This window comes from Streptomyces sp. NPDC007157, assembly GCF_040634235.1.
Classification (GTDB): Bacteria; Actinomycetota; Actinomycetes; order Streptomycetales; family Streptomycetaceae; genus Streptomyces.
This window is the reverse complement of the sequence record NZ_JBEYFE010000042.1, coordinates 31185-45346: the sequence shown is the minus strand read 5'-3', so window position 1 is coordinate 45346 and position 14162 is coordinate 31185. Positions and strand designations below refer to the sequence as shown.

Here is a 14162-nt window from a genome sequence, read left to right as displayed (position 1 = left end):
TGCAGGTGAGACGGTGTTTGAGCGAGGGAGCGCTCTTGTGTGGGGGAGGGGGTGAGAGAGGCCGGAAGGGGGCCTACGGCGTTCGAAGCGTCGCCGGCCGGGCATCCTTTTCCGCCGCGACGGTGATCAGCCGCGACGGCGCCCTTCGACGGTGCCGAGCTCGCCGCGACCTTGAAGGCTCACGCCTCCTGCCGACGGCTCACGGCCTCGGGGCGCAGCCCAGCACGTGGGACTTCACGATGTCGGCGATTCTCGGGTCGCGGCGCTGGAACGCGGCCACCAGCTCCTCGTGCTCCTCCGCGTACGACTGCTGGACCGTCCCCAGCCAGCGGATCGACAGCGCCGTGAAGACCTCGATGCCCAGGCCCTCCCAGGTGTGCAGCAGCACCGAGTTGCCGGCCGCCCGGACCAGCTCGCGGTGGAAGCCGACCGTGTGCCGGACCTGCGCCGTCCCGTCGGCGTTCCGGTCGGCCTCGTACAGCGCCGTGACATGCGGATCGAGCGCCGAGCAGTCCGACGCCAGCCGCTCCGCCGCCAGCTCCGCCGCGATCGCCTCCAGACCGGCCCGCACCGGGTAGCTCTCCTCCAGGTCGGCCGCCGTCAGGTTCCGCACCCGCACGCCCTTGTTCGGCGCCGACTCGATCAGCCGCAGTGACTCCAGCTCCCGCAGCGCCTCCCGCACCGGCGTCTGGCTGACCTCCAGCTCGGTGGCGATCCGCCGCTCCACGATCCGCTCGCCCGGCTTCCAGCGCCCGCTGACGATTCCCTCCACGATGTGCTCGCGGATCTGTTCGCGCAGCGAGTGGACGACGGGCGCGGTCATGGGAGCTCCTTAAGGGCGTTGACGTTTAGACAATACGGCCGGACCGCCTCTCGGGAGAGGCGCACGGGGGCGCTTTCGCGCAGGTGAGACGAGACTTACACGCCTGCCGGCCGGGCGGGATCCGTACCCGGGCAGGTAGCCGCCCCCACAGCCGTTACCGGTGCGCGTCGTCCGGGAGCTGACCTCCCGGGACCGTCTCGGCGCGACGTACGACGTCCTCGGGGCCTACCGGACCCGGCACCTGACCCCGGCGCCCGTGGGCGGCGACGCCGGTCGGCCGGTCCGACGACCGGCTCATGCCCCGGTGATACGACGGTGCCCCGCCCGGAGCAGCTCCGGACGGGGCACCGTACGCCTTCGGCAGGTCAGAGACCGAGCTCGACCTCGAACTCGCCGGCCTCCAGGATCGCCTTGACGGCCGTCAGGTAGCGGGCCGCGTCGGCGCCGTCCACCAGGCGGTGGTCGTAGGAGAGGGTCAGGTACGTCATGTCGCGGACGCCGATGACCGTGCCCTCCTCCGTCTCGATGACGGCCGGACGCTTGACCGTGGCACCGATGCCGAGGATCGCGACCTGGTTCGGCGGCACGATGATCGTGTCGAACAGCGCGCCGCGCGAGCCGGTGTTGGAGATGGTGAAGGTCGCGCCGGACAGCTCGTCCGGGGTGATCTTGTTCGCCCGGACCTTGCCCGCGAGCTCGGCGGTGGCCTTGGCGATACCGGCGATGTTGAGGTCGCCCGCGTGCTTGATGACCGGGGTCATCAGGCCCTTCTCGGAGTCCACCGCGATACCGACGCTCTCGGTGTCGAAGTAGGTGATCGTGCCCTCTTCCACGTTGATCCGGGCGTTGATGGCCGGGTGGGCCTTGAGCGCCTGGGCCGCCGCCTTCACGAAGAACGGCATCGGGGAGAGCTTGACGCCCTCGCGCGCGGCGAAGGAGTCCTTGGCCTGGGCGCGCAGGCGCATCAGGCGGGTCACGTCGACCTCGACGACCGAGGACAGCTGGGCCTGCTCGTGCAGCGCCTTGACCATGTTGTCGCCGATGACCTTGCGGATGCGGGGCATCTTGACGGTCTGGCCACGGAGCGGGGAGACCTCCAGCTTGGGGGTCTTCTTCGCACCGGCGGCCGGAGCGGCGGCGGCCACGGGGGCCGGAGCGGCCGCGGCGGCCTTCGCGGCCTCGGCGGCGGCGAGCACGTCCTGCTTGCGGATACGACCACCGACGCCGGTGCCCTTGACGGAGCCCAGGTCGACACCGTTCTCGGCGGCGAGCTTACGGACCAGCGGGGTGACGTAGGCGCCCTCGTCGACCGGAGCGGCCGGAGCCGGGGCCGCGGCCGGGGTGACCGGGGCCGGAGCCGCCGGCGCGGGGGCCGGGGCGGCCGGAGCCGGGGCGGCGGCGACCGGGGCGGGAGCCGGAGCGGCCGGGGCGGGCGCCGGGGCAGCGGCGGCGGGCGCCGGAGCGGGCGCGGCCGGAGCCGGGGCGGCCGCCGGAGCGGCACCCGGGGCGCCGATGACGGCGAGCTTGGCGCCGACCTCGGCGGTCTCGTCCTCGGCGACCACGATCTCCAGCAGCACACCGGCGACCGGCGCCGGGATCTCGGTGTCGACCTTGTCGGTGGAGACCTCGAGCAGCGGCTCGTCCTCCGCGACCTCGTCGCCGACCGACTTCAGCCAGCGGGTGACGGTGCCCTCGGTGACGGACTCACCGAGCGCGGGCAGGACGACGTCCGTGCCCGAGGCGCCACCGGCCGGCGCGGCCGGAGCGGCGGCGGGGGCCGGGGCGGGAGCGGCGGGGGCCTCGGCCACCGGGGCCGGGGCGGGGGCAGCGGCCGGCTCCGGGGTCGGCTCGGCGGCCGGGGCCGGGGCGGCCGGAGCGGGCGCGCCGGTGCCGTCGTCGATGATCGCCAGCTCGGCGCCCACCTCGACGGTCTCGTCCTCGGCGACCTTGATCGAGGCCAGCACACCGGAGGCGGGGGCCGGGATCTCGGTGTCGACCTTGTCGGTCGAGACCTCGAGCAGCGGCTCGTCGGCCTCGACGCGTTCACCCTCGGCCTTCAGCCAGCGGGTGACGGTGCCCTCGGTGACGCTCTCGCCGAGCGCCGGAAGGGTTACGGAAACCGCCATGGTTTCGGTTGCTCCTTACGAATTGCGGAAGTCTGAGTCGTCGCGTGTGTCGACCGAGGGTCAGTCGTGCGAGTGCAGCGGCTTGCCGGCCAGGGCCAGGTGGGCTTCGCCCATCGCCTCGTTCTGCGTCGGGTGGGCGTGGATGAGCTGGGCGACCTCGGCGGGCAGCGCTTCCCAGTTGTAGATCAGCTGGGCCTCGCCGACCTGCTCGCCCATGCGGTCGCCGACCATGTGGACGCCGACCACGGCACCGTCCTTCACCTGGACGAGCTTGATCTCGCCCGCGGTGTTGAGGATCTTGCTCTTGCCGTTGCCCGCCAGGTTGTACTTCAGGGCGACGACCTTGTCCGCACCGTAGATCTCCTTGGCCTTGGCCTCGGTGATCCCCACGGAGGCGACCTCGGGGTGGCAGTACGTCACCCGGGGGACACCGTCGTAGTCGATCGGAACGGTCTTCAGACCGGCCAGACGCTCCGCCACCAGGATGCCCTCGGCGAAGCCGACGTGCGCGAGCTGGAGCGTCGGGACCAGGTCACCGACGGCGGAGATGGTCGGGACGTTCGTCCGCATGTACTCGTCGACCAGGACGTAACCGCGGTCCATGGCGACACCCTGCTCCTCGTAGCCGAGGCCGGCCGAGACCGGGCCGCGGCCGACGGCGACGAGCAGGACCTCGGCCTCGAACTCCTTGCCGTCGGCGAGGGTGACCTTGACGCCGTCGGCGGTGTACTCGGCCTTCGAGAAGAAGGTGCCCAGGTTGAACTTGATGCCGCGCTTGCGGAAGGCGCGCTCAAGAAGCTTGGAGGAGTTCTCGTCCTCGACCGGGACGAGGTGCTTGAGGCCCTCGATGACGGTGACGTCGGCACCGAAGGACTTCCAGGCGGAGGCGAACTCGACGCCGATGACCCCGCCGCCCAGGATGATCGCGGACTTGGGCACGCGGTCCAGGACGAGGGCGTGGTCGGAGGAGATGACGCGGTTGCCGTCGATCTCCAGACCGGGCAGCGACTTCGGCACGGAGCCGGTCGCGAGGAGCACGTGGCGGCCCTGGATGCGCTGGCCGTTCACGTCGACAGAGGTCGGGGAGGAAAGACGCCCCGTGCCCTCGATGTACGTCACCTTGCGGGACGCGATCAGACCCTGCAGGCCCTTGTACAGGCCGGCGATCACGCCGTCCTTGTACTTGTGCACGGCCGGCACGTCGATGCCCTCGAAGGTGGCCTTGACGCCGAACTGCTCGCTCTCGCGGGCCTGGTCGGCGATCTCGCCCGCGTGCAGCAGGGCCTTGGTGGGGATGCAACCCCGGTGCAGGCAGGTACCGCCGACCTTGTCCTTCTCGATCAGGGCGACGTCCAGGCCCAGCTGCGCTCCGCGCAGGGCCGCGGCGTAACCGCCGCTACCACCGCCGAGGATCACTAGGTCGAAAACGGTGCTGGCGTCGTTCGCCACGTCACGTCCTCCATGCATGTGCGCCGTACGCCGGTCAACGGTGACCGGGCGGCGGCTGGTGTCCGGCCGCTCTTCTTCGGCCCTGTGGTGGGGGCCCTGTCCTGCCGAGCCCCATCTTCGCACTTGTCGGAGGTGAACGAGACGCCGGGCTGGGGTGTGAGACACCACACGCTGACTTGATAACGCCCGAGGTATCAGCGTCCCGCCGGGGGCGCGGGGAACTGCGCGGTCAACCACGAACCGCCCGCAGTCGCCACATAGAAAGTCCTCAGTCAATGGGCGACGGGACCCCGCCCTACCCGCGCGCGGGGTCCCGTCGGCGACATCAGCCCAGGTCACCCTCGGCCGTCAGCTCGGCAAGCCGCACCAGCGTCCGCACCGCCGACCCCGTCCCGCCCTTCGGCGTGTACCCGAAGGGCCCGCCCTCGTTGAACGCCGGCCCGGCGATGTCGAGGTGCGCCCAGGTGATCCCCTCACCCACGAACTCGCGCAGGAAGAGTCCGGCCACCAGCCCGCCGCCCATCCGCTCGCCCATGTTCGCGATGTCCGCCGTGGGCGAGTCCATCCCCTTGCGCAGGTGCTCCGGCAGCGGCATCGGCCACGCCGGCTCGCCGACCTCCTCGGCCGCCTCGTGGATCGCCGTACGGAACGCGTCGTCGTTGGCCATGACACCGAACGTCCGGCTGCCCAGCGCCAGCATCATCGCCCCGGTCAGCGTCGCCACGTCGACGATCGCGTCCGGGTTCTCGGCCGACGCCGCCCACAGCGCGTCGGCGAGGACCAGCCGGCCCTCGGCGTCCGTGTTGAGGACCTCGACCGTCTTGCCGCTGTACATGCGCAGCACGTCACCCGGGCGCACGGCCGAGCCGGACGGCATGTTCTCGGCGAGCGCCAGCCACCCGGTCACATTGACCCGCAGGCCGAGCCGCGCCGCCGAGACGACGGCCGCGAAGACCGCCGCCGCGCCGCTCATGTCGCACTTCATCGTCTCGTTGTGCCCGGCCGGCTTGAGCGAGATGCCGCCCGAGTCGTAGGTGATGCCCTTGCCGACGAAGGCGAGGTGCTTGTCCGCCTCGGGGCTCGTGTACGACAGCTTCACCAGCCGCGGGGTCGCGGCCGAGCCGCCGCCGACGCCGAGGATGCCGCCGTAGCCGTCCTTGGCGAGCGCCTTGTCGTCCAGGATCTGGATCTTGAGGCCGTGCTCCTTGGCCGCGCGCTGCGCGATCGCGGCGAACGCGGCCGGAGTCAGGTCGTTCGGCGGGGTGTTGATCAGGTCGCGGGCGCGGTTGAGCTCCTCGGAGACCGCGGTGGCGCGGGCGAGGGCCGCCTTGTGGGCGGCGTCCCGCGGCTTGCCGCCGAGCAGCGTGGCCTCGGCGAGCGGCGCCTTGCCGTTCTTCGCCTTCGCGCTGCCGCCGTTGTCCTTGTAGACGTCGAAGGAGTAGGCGCCCAGCAGCACGCCCTCGGCGATCACGCCGACGGCGGCCGCGTCCTCGACGGGCAGCGCGAAGGCCGCCTTCTTGGCGCCGTTCAGCGTGCGGGCCGCGACGCCGGCCGCCCGGCGCAGCGCCTCGGCGTCGTAGCCGGCGCCGCCGTCGGGCTCGGCGCCCAGGCCGACCGCGATGACGAGCGGGGACTTGAAGCCGGCCGGCGAGGGCAGCTTCGTCAGTTCGCCCTCGGCACCCGAGGCACCGAGGGTCTCCAGGACGTCGGCGAGCTTGCCGTCGTAGGCCTTGTCCACGGCCTCGGCGCCCGGCGTTACGACCGGGCCCTTGGCGCCCTTGGCGACACCGATCACGATCGCGTCGGCCCGGAGGCCGGGCGCCGCTGAGGTGCTGAGAGTGAGAGCAGTCACGGTGGTGGAATCTCGCTTCCGATGTTGAGTTGCTGTGGCCGAGTGGGTGGGTCGACCGGGCCCGGGAGGCGACCCTAGGCAGTGGCCTCGGGGCGCATTACCACCGGGGCCTTCACCCTGTCGGCGAACACCCGGGACGAGCCTACGCGTGTGTATGCGTTCGCTCATTCCTACGGGCGTTCACCTGAGGGTGGCGTCGAGGCCACCTTCCCCCCTCCCGCCAGGTGACCTGGGTCACACTCGTCGCGTTCCGGCGGGTGGGGCCACCTGCCGCTTCGCATGATTTCCACTGATCCTGCCGGGAACCTCCACAAGGAGGCGCAAGGGGATTTTCCGGGAGAGGGGACCCGCGTCGGCGCATGCCGCGCATCGAAGGAGAACCGCGGCGACGGCCATGACCGCGGCCGGCGCCGGGACTTGACGCGCCCGGCGCCTCGGCCGCCACCGCACCCCGCATCGTGGTGTACCCGACGAGGCCCCGTTCGGGGCGCGTTCCCCGGGGTGGGAGATCATCGATGGGGTCCCCTGCCGCACACCCTGGAGCCCGCCCGGTGAAACTCCGCACCAGCACACCCCTGCTCGTCCCGCTGGCCCTGCTCGCCGGCTGCACCGGGGGCACGGACGGCGCCGGGCGCTGGCAGCCGAGGCCCGGGGTCACCTGGCAGTGGCAACTGAGCGGCCGCGTGGACACGTCCGTACGGGCGTCGGTGTACGACATCGACGGCTTCGACCAGTCCAAAGCGACGGTCGGCACGCTGCACGCCAAGGGCCGCAAGGTCATCTGCTACCTCTCCACCGGCGCCTTCGAGGACTGGCGGCCGGACGCGAAGAAGTTCCCCGAGTCGGTGCTGGGGCGCGGCAACGGCTGGGAGGGTGAGCGCTGGCTGGACATCCGCCGTACGGACGTCCTGGAGCCGTTGATGGCGGCCCGCCTCGACATGTGCAAGGAGAAGGGCTTCGACGCGGTGGAGCCCGACAACATGGACGGCTACAGGAACCGCACGGGCTTCCCCCTCAAGGCGGCCGACCAGCTCCGCTACAACCGGCTCATCGCCCGGCTCGCCCACGACCGGGGCATGTCGGTGGGCCTGAAGAACGACCTGGACCAGATACCGCTACTGGTCGCCGACTTCGACTTCGCGGTCAACGAGCAGTGCGCCCAGTACGGCGAGTGCGACGACCTGAAGCCGTTCACCGAGGCGGACAAGGCCGTCTTCCACGTGGAGTACGAACTGCCGACGACCAAGTTCTGCGCACGGTCCCGGCAGCTGAAGCTGAGTTCACTGGAGAAGAAGTACGAGCTGGGAGTGTGGCGCCGGGCCTGCTGAGCGCTTTTGAAGGGGCGCGGGGCAGCATTGGGTCCGCGGCTACCGCCGCGGGGCGCGACCGGCCCCTGCCGGCCCGCGGCCGCAACTCGATCCGTCAGCCCCCCAGGGAAAACACCACCAGCGCCGTGGTCGCCGCCGTCTCGGCAAGCGCCCCGAACACATCCCCCGTCACCCCGCCGAACCGCCGCCGGCACAGCCGCAGCAGCACATCCGTCGCCGCCTCCGCCACCACCACCGCGAGCAACGCCCGCAGACTGTCGGCCGATCCCACCAGCGCCCCGGCCCCCGCCGCCACCACCATCACCGCGACCGTGACCACCGACGCCCCCACCTTCGGCACCACCCCGGCCACCGCCGCCCCCAGCCCCTCCGGCCGGGCCGCGGGCACCCCCTGCACCGCGGCCAGGCTCATCGCCAGCCGGGCCACCATCGCCGAGACGACCGCGGCCAGCACCCCCCGTCGCCACGAGCCGCCGTAGGCCTGGGCCAGCGCGGCCACCTGCCCGAGCAGCACGAGGACGAGCGTGATCACGCCGAACGGCCCGATGTCCGACTGCTTCATGATCCGCAGCGCTTCCTCGGCGGGCTTGCCGCTGCCCAGCCCGTCGGCGGTGTCGGCGAGCCCGTCCAGGTGCAGTCCCCGGGTGAGCACGGCCGGTACCGCGACCGCGGCCACCGCGGCCAGCAGCGCACTCGCCCCGGCCAGGACCAGCAGCGCCCCGACCGCGCCCGCGCAGAGCCCGACGGCGAGGCCGGCCAGCGGCGCGAGCAGCATGCCGCCCCGGGCGGCCTCGCGGTCCCAGCGGGTCACCTTCACGGGGAAGACGGTGAGGGTGCCGAAGGCGAAGCGGAGGCCGTCACGCCAGGGAGTCGCAGAGGTCGCAGCCACCGGCGCAGGTTACCCGGTGGTCAGCGGGGCACAGTTCATGGCCGGGGATAAAGTGCGCACATGGGACATTGGCTGGAGCGGAACATCATCGAGCCGGGCAAACTCCCTCTGTTGCTCGCCCTGACGGCCTTCGTCCTGACCTTTGTGATCACACGGGTCATCACCCGGCTGATCCGTGCCGGAAAGGGCCCGTTCGGCAATGTGAAGGCGGGCGGCCTGCACATCCACCACGTGGTCCCCGGGGTCGTCCTCATCGTCATCGGCGGTTTCGGCGCGGTCTCCAGCGGCCGGCAGGGCTCCGGCGCGGCCCTCGCCGCGATCGTCTTCGGCATCGGCGCGGGGCTCGTCCTCGACGAGTTCGCCCTGATCCTGCACCTCGACGACGTCTACTGGACGGAGGAGGGCCGCCAGAGCGTGGAGGTCGTCGTGGTCACCGCCGCGATGGTCGGGCTGCTGCTCGCGGGGTTCTCGCCGTTCGGCGTCAACGACCTCTCGGCCGACGAACTCCAGGACCGGAGCGCCGTCATCGCGAACATCGTGGCGAACTTCTTCTTCTCGCTCGTCGCCCTCAGCAAGGGCAAGACCCGGATCGCGATCTTCGGGGTGGTCGTCCCGTTCGTCGGTGTCGTCGGCGCGGTCCGCCTGGCCCGGCCCGGCTCGGCCTGGGCCCGCCGCTTCTACGCCAACCGGCCGCGCGCCCGGGCCAGGGCCGGGCTGCGCACGTACCACCACGACCGCCGCTGGGCCCGGCTCAGCAGGACCCTTCAGGACTGGATCGGCGGCAAACCCGACCGCCCGGAACCGGCCCGGCTGCCCGGCCGCCGCTGACGCCACCGGCGCCGCAGCCGGCGCCCCGCCGCCACCGCCGCGTACAGCGCCACCACGCCCGCGATGGCCGCCAGATGCTCCTTGCCGGCGAGGTTGTCCTTGAGCGCCACCTCGACCACCATCGCCGCCGCCACCGCACCCGCGGTGACATACGCGCCGTACCGCCGGCCGAGGACGATCGCGAGCCCGACGACGGCGGCCGAGGGCCCGGTGTCCACCACCCAGGCGTCCGAGGCGGGCAGGCCCAGGGGGCTGTGCGGGCCCAGCGCGATGCCGACGCGGGCGTACAGCGTGCCGGCGAGGGTCGCGACGTACGCGACGGTCAGCGTCTGCCGCCGGCCCAGGCACACCTCGGCGATGCCGAACGCGACCAGGATCTGCGCCAGCGCGCCCCACACCGGCAGGTCCAGCGCCGGCACGAACAGCGACAGGGGAGTGCGCAACAGGGCCGGCCAGAACGGGTCCGCGGCGCGCACGCCCCCGATGTCCTGCACGAACCGGTAGCCCCACGACTGGTTCTGGACGAACTGCAGCAGTGCCGTCAGACCCACCGCCGCCGCCGACATCGGCACCGCCCGCAGTCGCCGCTTCACCAGCGGGCCGCTCACGGTGGCGTACAGCGGACCCCACTCGGCGCGGGCCCAGCGGGCGAGCGGCTTCATGCGGTGGTCCTCATCCGTGCGGGTCCCGGTCGGCGTCCAGATGCCGTCGGCGCAGCCATCTCGGCAGCACCGACACGGCCCCCAGGAACCCCTCCGCACGGGCCGACGAGAGGCCGATGCGCGGCAGGTCCGCGCTCTTCTCGAAGAGCAGGAACCGGGGTTCCCAGATGGGCCGGTACTTGGCGTTGGCCCGGTACAGGGACTCGATCTGCCACCACCGGGAGAAGAAGCTCAGCAAGGACCTCCACAGCCGCAGCACCGGACCCGCGCCGAGCCGCGCGCCACGTTCGAAGACCGATCGGAACATGGCGAAGTTGAGCGAGACCTGCGTGATCCGGATCTCTGCGGCACGCCTCAGCAACTCGATGACCATGAACTCCATCAGACCGTTGTCGGAGTCCCGGTCCCGCCGCATCAGGTCGAGGGAGAGCCCGCCCGGCCCCCACGGCACGAACGACAGCAGCGCGCGCAGCCGGCCCTGACCGTCGGTGCACTCCAGCATCACGCACCGCCCGTCCCGGCCGTCCCCGAGCCGCCCCAGCGCCATGCTGAACCCGCGCTCGGTGGCGCCGTCCCGCCAGTCGTCGGCGCGCCGCAGGAGGTACGCCATCTCGTCGGCGGGGATGTCCTCGTGCCGGCGGATCCGCACCGAGTAGCCCGCCCGCCCGACCCGGTTGTGGGCCTGCCGGACGGTCCGCATGGCCCGCCCCTCCAGCGTGAACTCGGCGACCTCGACGATCGCCTCGTCCCCGAGCTCCAGCGCGTCGAGCCCGTGCCGCGCGTACACGGTCCCGGCCTCCTCGCTCGCCCCCATCACCGCCGGGATCCACCCGTGCGCCCGGGCCTCGCTCAGCCACGGCGCGATCGCCCCCGGCCAGGCCTCCGGGTCCCCGATCGGATCCCCGGAGGCGAGGCTCACCCCGCCCACCACCCGGTAGGCCACCGCCGCCTTCCCGGTCGGCGACCACACGACGCTCTTCTCCCGGCGCAGCGCGAAGTACCCGAGCGAGTCCCGCTCGCCGTGCCGCTCCAGCAGCTCCCGCAGCCGCTTCTCGTCGTCCTCGGTGATCGGGTCGACGGCGCGGCGGGAGCGGAAGGCGGCGTAGAGGACGGCGAGGACGAGGAGCGTGCTCAGCACGTTGACGGAGACGTTCACCCAGTTGGGTGGCGCGATGTACGGGAACCGGGAGGGGTCGGCGGCGACCGAGACCAGGCGCAGGGTGCCGTAGTGCCAGCGCTCCGCGAACGTCGAACGGGCGGCGTGCGGGGCCTGGTTGGTGACGGTCACGAGGAGGGCGGCGAGCAGCGAGGCGAGGAGCCCGCCGCCGACGGCCACGGTCGCGGCGAGCCGCGGGTTCGACCGGTCGCCCTTGGCGTAGAACTCCCGGCGGCCGAGGAGCAGCGCGCACACGAAGGCGGCGGTCAGCGCGATCGAGATCCAGTTCTGCGGGTACCGCCGGATCTCCGCAAACGCCATGGCGAACGCGAACAGGGCGAGGAACAGCCCGCTCAGGACGAGGTTGAGGATCCAGGCGGCCCGCTTGCGCCGCCGCATCGTGATCGCGAGGAACGCGGTGAACACACCGGAGGCGAAGCCGGCGGTCAGCAGGTACGGCGTGAAGAAGTCCTCCTGGTTGTGCCGCCGCACGTCCTGCCCCAACGACACCCACACCGCGCTGAGGAAGTTGACGAAGGCGACGGCCCGCAAGTACCACACAGCAAAGGCGGCGGCCCGCCGGGAAACCCCGCCGGCCCGCCACCGCTCAACGGCAATTCGGACATCTCCCATGGAGATGGATCATATGGGCGCTCCCGCGGCGAACGCCGTCACACGCACGGACCTCGCCGTCGCCGGTGATACCTCTACTCCTCCGGCTTCTCCTCTTCCCCCGCCTCTTCCCCTGACTCATCCTCAGGCTTCTCCGGGAGTTCCGCCGCCAGGGCCGCCGCGGACTGGACCAGGGGGAGGGCGAGCAGCGCTCCCGCTCCCTCACCCACCGTCACGCCCTGTTCCAGCAGGGGTTCCAGGGCCATCCGGTCCAGCGCCTTCGCCTGCCCCGGCTCCCCGCTGTCGTGGCCGGCCAGCCACCAGTCCGGCGCCCGGAACGCGATCCGCTGCGCGACCAGCGCGCACGCGGCCGCCACCACCCCGTCGAGCACCACCGGCAACTTCCGCACCGCCGCCTGCAACAGGAACCCGGTCATCGCCGCGAGGTCGGCCCCGCCGACCGTCGCCAGCAACTGCAGCTGGTCCCCGAGCACCGGCCGCGCCCGCCGCAACGCGTCCCGGATCGCCGCACACTTGCGCATCCAGGCGAGGTCGTCGATGGCGAGCCCGCCCCGCCCGGTCACCACGGACGCGTCGGTCCCGCACAGCGCCGCGACGAGGACACAGGCCGCCGTGGTCCCCCCGACGCTCACATCGCCGAGCACCACCAGATCGGTCCCCGAGTCGGCCTCCCCGTCGGCCAGCGCCATCCCCGCGCGGAAGGCCTCCTCGGCCTCCTCCAGGGTCAGCGCGTCCTCGATGTCGATACGGCCGCTGCCCCGCCGCACCCGGTGCCCTGCGACCTCCGCGGGCAGCGTGTCCGGGTCGCAGTCCAGCGCCATGTCGACGATCCGCAGGGGCACTCCGAGCCGCCGGGCCAGCACCGCGACCGGGCTGGCCCCCTCCAGGATCGCCCGCACCAGCAGCCCGGCGGTGCCCGCGGGCCGCGCCGACACGCCGAGTTCGGCGACGCCGTGGTCACCCGCGAAGAGCAGGACCCGCGGCCGTTCGACCGGCCGTACCGGTACGCGACCCTGCGCGGCGGCCAGCCACTCACCCAGGTCGTCGAGGCGTCCCAGCGACCCGGGCGGCACGATCAGCCGCTCCCGGCGTGCCTCTGCGTCACGGCGCACACCGCCGTCGGGGCGCTCGATCAGATCGGTGAAGTCGTCGAGATTAAGCGAGCTCATTCGCCGAACAGTACCGGCACCGAACGAACGCTTCGGTGTCAGATCGCCACCCCACCCGCACGGCGTCTTGGCAGGCAAGATCGGTATCCCATACGTTCCGGTTTGCAGGGTATTGCGTACAGGGAGCACAGGGAGCCGCCCATGCCGCCCACACCCGAACTCCTCCCGGGCACCGACCGGTTCCACGAGCCGCGCCGCGAGGACTGTCCCTGGTGCGGTTCCAGACGCCTGCGCACCCGGCTGCGCACGTCCGACCTGCTCCACCACCGGCCCGGCAGGTTCGCCGTCGACGAGTGCCGCGACTGCGCCCACGCCTTCCAGAACCCCCGGCTGACCGCGGAGGGCTTCGTCCTCTACCACCGGGACTACTACGAGGGCCGTCTGGAGGACCACGCCGACGGCCTGCTCGCGACCCGCGGCGGCCGCCGCAGACACCGCGCCGCCGCCCGCGCGATGCTGGCGCTGACGGAGCCGGAGAGCTGGCTGGACGTCGGGACGGGCCACGCCCACTTCCCGCGGACGGCGAAGGAACTCTTCACGTACACCTCGTTCGACGGCCTGGACTCGACCCTGCGGGTGGTGTGGGCCCAGGCCGAGGGACACCTCGAGGAGGCCCACTGCGGCCACCTGACCGCACCGGAGGTGCTGGCCCGGCTGCGCGCCCGCTACGACGTCGTCAGCATGTTCCGGCACCTCGAACACGCCCCCGACCCGCGCGCCGAACTCCGCGCGGCGCTCGCGGCGCTACGGCCCGGCGGCCATCTCCTGATCGACATCGCCAACCCGCGCAGCGCCTTCGGTGCGCTGCTCGGCAAGTGGTGGGTCCCGCACGGCCAGCCCCGCCACCTGCATCTGCTGCCGCCGGCCAACCTGCGGGCAGAGCTGGAGTCCCAGGGCTGCGAGATCCTGCAAGCCGACCGGAAGGCGCCGCACATCCCGTACGACATCTCGGCGGCGCTCGCGCTGCTGCTGGGCCGGGTGCTGCCGAAGCGTGCGCTACGCGCGACGGCCCCGCTGGTGGCCGTGGCGGCGGCCGTCGATCAGGCGTTGGCCCCGCTGGTGCGCCGCACGCCTTTCTCCAACGGGTACCGGATCATCGCGAGAAAGGGGCGCTGACGGCCTGTCGCGCGGCCGCGGGCCGGTGGGGGCCGGTCGCGCCCACGCGGCGGTAGCCGCGCATCGAATACGTTCCCGCGCCCCTCACGGGGCCCGTCGTAGCCGCGGGCAGTCGTGCCGCTGGGGCGGCA

The 14162-nt window shown here is 72.4% G+C and carries 11 protein-coding genes; 3 read left to right on the top strand and 8 right to left on the bottom strand.

The genetic code is table 11. The annotated features are described in order from the left end of the window. Window positions 1–199 precede the first annotated feature (199 nt). From ABZ642_RS43295 to ABZ642_RS43280, 4 genes are all read right to left on the bottom strand, one after another. On the bottom strand, window positions 200–823 hold the full coding sequence (locus ABZ642_RS43295; protein WP_360496216.1) for a GntR family transcriptional regulator: 624 nt from the start codon (window positions 821–823) through the stop codon (window positions 200–202). Between the two features lie 365 nt (window positions 824–1188). After that, window positions 1189–2949: a 2-oxoglutarate dehydrogenase, E2 component, dihydrolipoamide succinyltransferase gene (gene sucB, locus ABZ642_RS43290; protein WP_360496213.1), complete on the bottom strand. Its 1761-nt coding sequence runs from the start codon at window positions 2947–2949 to the stop codon at window positions 1189–1191. 60 nt (window positions 2950–3009) lie between these two features. Then, a complete protein-coding gene (gene lpdA / locus ABZ642_RS43285) occupies window positions 3010–4398 on the bottom strand; it encodes a dihydrolipoyl dehydrogenase (RefSeq protein WP_360496210.1) in 1389 nt (462 codons plus the stop codon). A 325-nt stretch (window positions 4399–4723) separates the two neighbouring features. Beyond that, window positions 4724–6250, bottom strand: a complete 1527-nt coding sequence (locus ABZ642_RS43280) for a leucyl aminopeptidase (protein ID WP_360496207.1) — start codon at window positions 6248–6250, stop codon at window positions 4724–4726. A 515-nt stretch (window positions 6251–6765) separates the two neighbouring features. On the opposite strand from ABZ642_RS43280, the gene ABZ642_RS43275 reads away from it, so the two are divergent. Next, the gene (locus tag ABZ642_RS43275; RefSeq protein ID WP_360496204.1) at window positions 6766–7578 is read left to right on the top strand and encodes an endo alpha-1,4 polygalactosaminidase; all 813 of its coding nucleotides are present in this window, start codon (window positions 6766–6768) and stop codon (window positions 7576–7578) included. 94 nt (window positions 7579–7672) lie between these two features. Here ABZ642_RS43275 and ABZ642_RS43270 read toward each other — a convergent pair whose 3' ends face one another. After that, window positions 7673–8467 carry an adenosylcobinamide-GDP ribazoletransferase gene (locus ABZ642_RS43270; protein ID WP_360496201.1) on the bottom strand — a complete coding sequence of 265 codons (795 nt, stop codon included), beginning with the start codon at window positions 8465–8467 and terminating at the stop codon, window positions 7673–7675. 60 nt (window positions 8468–8527) lie between these two features. Between ABZ642_RS43270 and ABZ642_RS43265 the strand changes: the two genes are divergently transcribed. Further along, window positions 8528–9295: a hypothetical protein gene (locus ABZ642_RS43265; RefSeq protein WP_360496198.1), complete on the top strand. Its 768-nt coding sequence runs from the start codon at window positions 8528–8530 to the stop codon at window positions 9293–9295. Here the strand turns inward: ABZ642_RS43265 and ABZ642_RS43260 are convergent. The 3 genes from ABZ642_RS43260 to cobT all read right to left on the bottom strand — a co-directional run bounded on the left by ABZ642_RS43260 (window position 9232) and on the right by cobT (window position 12915). After that, on the bottom strand, window positions 9232–9957 hold the full coding sequence (locus ABZ642_RS43260) for a hypothetical protein (RefSeq protein ID WP_360496195.1): 726 nt from the start codon (window positions 9955–9957) through the stop codon (window positions 9232–9234). The genes ABZ642_RS43265 and ABZ642_RS43260 overlap by 64 nt on opposite strands. 10 nt (window positions 9958–9967) lie before the next feature. After that, entirely contained in the window at window positions 9968–11746 is a 1779-nt protein-coding gene (locus ABZ642_RS43255; RefSeq protein WP_360496192.1) for a phosphatidylglycerol lysyltransferase domain-containing protein, read from the bottom strand. Between the two features lie 74 nt (window positions 11747–11820). After that, window positions 11821–12915: a nicotinate-nucleotide--dimethylbenzimidazole phosphoribosyltransferase gene (gene cobT / locus ABZ642_RS43250; protein ID WP_360496189.1), complete on the bottom strand. Its 1095-nt coding sequence runs from the start codon at window positions 12913–12915 to the stop codon at window positions 11821–11823. 141 nt (window positions 12916–13056) lie between these two features. On the opposite strand from cobT, the gene ABZ642_RS43245 reads away from it, so the two are divergent. Further along, complete coding sequence (locus tag ABZ642_RS43245; protein WP_360496186.1) at window positions 13057–14031, top strand: class I SAM-dependent methyltransferase; 975 nt, start codon at window positions 13057–13059, stop codon at window positions 14029–14031. The last annotated feature ends 131 nt before the right edge of the window (window positions 14032–14162 follow it).

What these genes read in the sequence shown, in the direction of transcription:
- ABZ642_RS43255 (WP_360496192.1), bottom strand. Translation starts at nt 11,746, where the DNA reads ATGGGAGATGTCCGAATTGCCGTTGAGCGGTGGCGGGCCGGCGGGGTT.
- cobT (WP_360496189.1), bottom strand. Translation starts at nt 12,915, where the DNA reads ATGAGCTCGCTTAATCTCGACGACTTCACCGATCTGATCGAGCGCCCC.
- ABZ642_RS43265 (WP_360496198.1), top strand. Translation starts at nt 8,528, where the DNA reads ATGGGACATTGGCTGGAGCGGAACATCATCGAGCCGGGCAAACTCCCT.
- ABZ642_RS43275 (WP_360496204.1), top strand. Translation starts at nt 6,766, where the DNA reads ATGGGGTCCCCTGCCGCACACCCTGGAGCCCGCCCGGTGAAACTCCGC.
- ABZ642_RS43295 (WP_360496216.1), bottom strand. Translation starts at nt 823, where the DNA reads ATGACCGCGCCCGTCGTCCACTCGCTGCGCGAACAGATCCGCGAGCAC.
- sucB (WP_360496213.1), bottom strand. Translation starts at nt 2,949, where the DNA reads ATGGCGGTTTCCGTAACCCTTCCGGCGCTCGGCGAGAGCGTCACCGAG.
- ABZ642_RS43260 (WP_360496195.1), bottom strand. Translation starts at nt 9,957, where the DNA reads ATGAAGCCGCTCGCCCGCTGGGCCCGCGCCGAGTGGGGTCCGCTGTAC.
- ABZ642_RS43245 (WP_360496186.1), top strand. Translation starts at nt 13,057, where the DNA reads ATGCCGCCCACACCCGAACTCCTCCCGGGCACCGACCGGTTCCACGAG.